This window comes from Mycobacterium sp. TH-M11 (assembly GCF_057473725.1).
The window spans coordinates 1-3468 of record NZ_JBYCLD010000147.1; the positions used below are offsets into that span (position 1 = coordinate 1).

A 3468-nucleotide genomic window follows, 5' to 3' on the forward strand; every position below is an offset into this window, starting at 1 on the left:
CGGTTGTCGCGGTGGCGGGGGTGGCCAGGCTGTGTAGTGCTTGGGGTGTGGTGGATGTCAGGTGGGACAGGACTGCCTGGATGTTGGTGGTATCGGCGGTGTGGCTCAGTGCTTGGGTGGTGTCTGCGCTCGGGTTGGTGGTCGGTGGTGGTGAGTCGGTTGGGCTCAGGTTGGCTGCGGCTGCGGACTGGGCGGCGTAGCGGTACATCGCGGTGGCATCGGTGGACCACATCGCCGCGTACTGGGCTTCGGTGTGTGCGATGGCTGCGGCGTTTTGCCCGACGATGTTGGTGCTGGTCAGTGCGGCCAGTTGAGCACGGTTGGCGGCGATGACGGGCGGGGGAACCGTTGCCGCGAACGCGGTTTCATATGCTGTAGCGGCGGTTCTGGCGTGGCGGGCGAACTGCTCTGCGGTGTCGGCGGTATCAGTGAGCCAGGCGGTGTAGGAGGCTGCCGCGTTGGACATGGCGGTCGAGGAGGGGCCGACCCACGATCCGGACAGGCCCGCGATGGTCGAGGCGTAGCCGTTGGCGGCTGCGCGCAGCTCGCTGGCCACCGCATCCCAGGCGCCCGCCGCGGCCAGCAGCGGCGTCGAGCCCGCACCGCTGTACATCCGCGCCGAATTGACCTCTGGGGGCAACGCGCCGTAATCCATCACCAAACTCCTTGTCGAGTCCTCGTCACAACATCGGCCATAGCACCGCTCACTCACTGCGCTCCGAGATCACGAAAATGTTGGAGACGTTCTCTGGCGCGTCCGCCGCGCACGCGCTGCCCCACCCCACCGATCCAGCGTTACCGCGAGATTTGAGCACGGACCGCCCAGCCAGATTCGACGCTCCCACCTCGGCCGACAGACCAAAGCGACCCTGGGCGGGCAACGCCGCCGGTAGGGACTCGTTGATCAACGCGTCGGGGTCTTCGGCGCTGATCGCCGCGCTGTCGGCAGGGCCGGATGGATCGGATGCCGCCGACGCCACCGCGGCGGTCTTGACGGTAGGCGCAGCGACGGTCCAGGCCTGTGGGACGGCCAGGCCCCCAACTATGTCGGCGCGGGCCAGCTCCCCCCACACGGTGTTAGTCACGGTGACCGATGCCGACCCGGCAGGAGCGTCCAGCGACGCGGTCGCGGCCGCTGCGCCCGGCGCCTCAGCGGCATCGGCAAGCGCCTGCGGGAGCAGATAGAGCTGCGCTGCCAACAGCTCCGGAATCGCGCCGATGCTGTAAAGCAGAAATGGCGATAGCCGGCCCGTGAAGTAACCGTCCAACGCCGACAGCAAAGAGGGTGCTCCAGCGCCGGCTTGAGCATCGGCGGCCGTGACACCGGGCATCGACTGAGCCATCGCTGACAGCGCCTGGGGCAAAGATTGAGCCTGCGCGCCGGAGGCGTTGGCCGCGGCGTGAGCGAGCGCTAGACCCTGGCTTGCGGCGCCGTTGGCGTCCGTGGTGCGCGGCGGGGCGCCGAACGGTGTCAGCACCGACGCGGCCGACGCCGATGCCGCATACCCGTACATCGCTGCCGCATCTTGTGCCCACATCTCGGCGTAGAGCGCTTCCGTCTCTGCGATCAACGGGGTGTTCTGTCCCATGAAATTGGTGGCGATCAACACCGCCAACTGGGCGCGGTTGGCGGCGATTACCGGCGGCGGCACCGTTGCGGCGAAAGCATCCTCAAAAGCCGCCGCCGCAGACGCCGCCTGCGCGGCGGTCCTGTCGGCCTGTCCGGCCGTTGCGACCATCCACGCCGCGTACGGCTGCGATGCAGCCACCATTGCCGCCGACGACGGACCCCGCCACACAGTGGTCAGCGCCGAGACTTCCGAACTGTGGGCCGATGCCGCAGTGTACAAGTGGTCTGCTAATTGGTCCCAGGCTGCGGAGGCCGCACGCAACGGACCCGACCCGGGACCGCTGTACATGCGGCCCGAATTAACCTCGGGCGGCAATAAGCCGAATAGCATCCGTCGACAACTCCACCAGTTCGATCTCGTCAGCGACAGCACCCCGCTGCTGGCACCCGACACTTCATCCGTGACAACACGCATGCCAGCCCACCCGCATAGCGCGGGCATACATTCGGTTCAGCGACACTGCGCTGGCTGCGCATGCCTGCCTAGAAGGTGCGGAAGGTGCGGTAGTGCCGCCGCTGCGTTACGTTCTCAGAGTGAGTGCCGCCTCCGAGGCGGCCACCATTGAGAACTCTACTCTCTAGTGAGAGTAGAGTTCAAAGCGGCCTCGCGATAGTGTGACGACCGCAACACCTCTCTGCGACTTTGCGAGAGCCACCGATGTGGCCCGGCGGCTGTGCTTTCAGCATGTAGCCAGACGCCATCCGGGTACATTGAGCCGAGTCCGCTGGGCAACTCCCAGGCGGCCCGCTTCGCTGACAATCCGCGGCGAGTCAAGGAGGTGACCACACATGAGCAGCCTTGAAGGTCACCCGATGCAAATAGGCCAAGTTGCCGCCCAAACCGAGCTTTCCATCGGAACAGTCCGTCATTACGACGAGGTCGGCCTGGTTACCCCCTCGGCGCGATCAGTCGGAGGATTTCGGCTCTACACCGAACACGACATCCAGCGACTCTTGATTATTCGGCGAATGAAGCCCCTCGGATTCACCCTCGCGGAGATGAAAGAACTACTGGACTCCTTCGACATTCTCGACGACCCCACCACGAACAGCGCACAACGCGGTACCGCAGCCAAACGACTCAGCGATTACCGGGACAAAGCCGCCGAAAGCGTCGCACACCTGCGTCGACAACTGGCCTACGCCAACGAATTCGTCGATCTTGTATCCGAACGTATCGAGGCGGCAACCCAACCCCGAAGGTGATCGCCACGGTCCGTCGCTGCGCAACATCCGGCGCGCGATCGGCGAAGTGATCTGTTCGCCTAGATTTTCTGGTGCCCTCGGTGAGATTCGAACTCTATTTTGAGGGCTGGTAGATACCCCCGCGTGGTATCTGAACTGCGAAAACTCATCACTGTAGTTCACTCGAAATAACTGTAACTGTGGGCAATTTGTGGGCACGGAATGGGCAAGACGCCGGTTCATCTCGACTTCTCGAAACCAACTCACGAAACGAGCCAAAATGACCACCACGCCATACCTGACCGATTTACCCGCTCCCCCGGATGCCGCGCAGGTGTCCGACTGGACGAGCCCCGCCGACTCCGCGTGGAGACCGTTCGTGGGCGCCGTGCGCGTTCACGGCGCTTTCACGGTGCGCATCGAGGGCATCCAGCGCCGCAACGGCAGTTGCTCCCGGTGGGCGTCACTGCTGGGAGAAATCCCTGCCGCCCTCGGCCCGGAGTCGTTGCGGCAGATGGCGTCTGCGCTCACCGCTGCCGCCGACGAGATCGAGGTCCGGCGATGAGCGCCCAGCCTGACGTTGCGGTGCCCGCCGGTGCGTTCGTCCTGGGCGACTGGGGCGACTTCGGCGACGAATGCAGAATCGTCTCGAC

General features: G+C 65.1%; 4 protein-coding genes. 2 read left to right on the forward strand and 2 right to left on the reverse strand.

Translation table 11 applies throughout. The annotated features are described in order from the left end of the window. A partial coding sequence (locus AC2VOG_RS06300) for a PPE family protein (protein WP_486939057.1) occupies positions 1–655 on the reverse strand: 655 nt, incomplete at its 3' end. A gap of 49 nt (positions 656–704) precedes the next feature. Continuing rightward, positions 705–1961 carry a PPE family protein gene (locus AC2VOG_RS06305; RefSeq protein WP_486939060.1) on the reverse strand — a complete coding sequence of 419 codons (1257 nt, stop codon included), beginning with the start codon at positions 1959–1961 and terminating at the stop codon, positions 705–707. 458 nt (positions 1962–2419) lie between these two features. Here AC2VOG_RS06305 and AC2VOG_RS06310 point away from each other — a divergent pair, with 458 nt between their 5' ends. Beyond that, the gene (locus AC2VOG_RS06310; protein ID WP_486939058.1) at positions 2420–2836 is read left to right on the forward strand and encodes a MerR family transcriptional regulator; all 417 of its coding nucleotides are present in this window, start codon (positions 2420–2422) and stop codon (positions 2834–2836) included. Positions 2837–3095: 259 nt separating this feature from the next. Then, on the forward strand, positions 3096–3380 hold the full coding sequence (locus AC2VOG_RS06315) for a hypothetical protein (protein WP_486939059.1): 285 nt from the start codon (positions 3096–3098) through the stop codon (positions 3378–3380). The last annotated feature ends 88 nt before the right edge of the window (positions 3381–3468 follow it).

Bases quoted from the DNA above. Each gene is read 5' to 3' on its own strand.
- AC2VOG_RS06305 (WP_486939060.1), bottom strand. From the start codon at position 1,961: ATGCTATTCGGCTTATTGCCGCCCGAGGTTAATTCGGGCCGCATGTAC.
- AC2VOG_RS06310 (WP_486939058.1), top strand. From the start codon at position 2,420: ATGAGCAGCCTTGAAGGTCACCCGATGCAAATAGGCCAAGTTGCCGCC.
- AC2VOG_RS06315 (WP_486939059.1), top strand. From the start codon at position 3,096: ATGACCACCACGCCATACCTGACCGATTTACCCGCTCCCCCGGATGCC.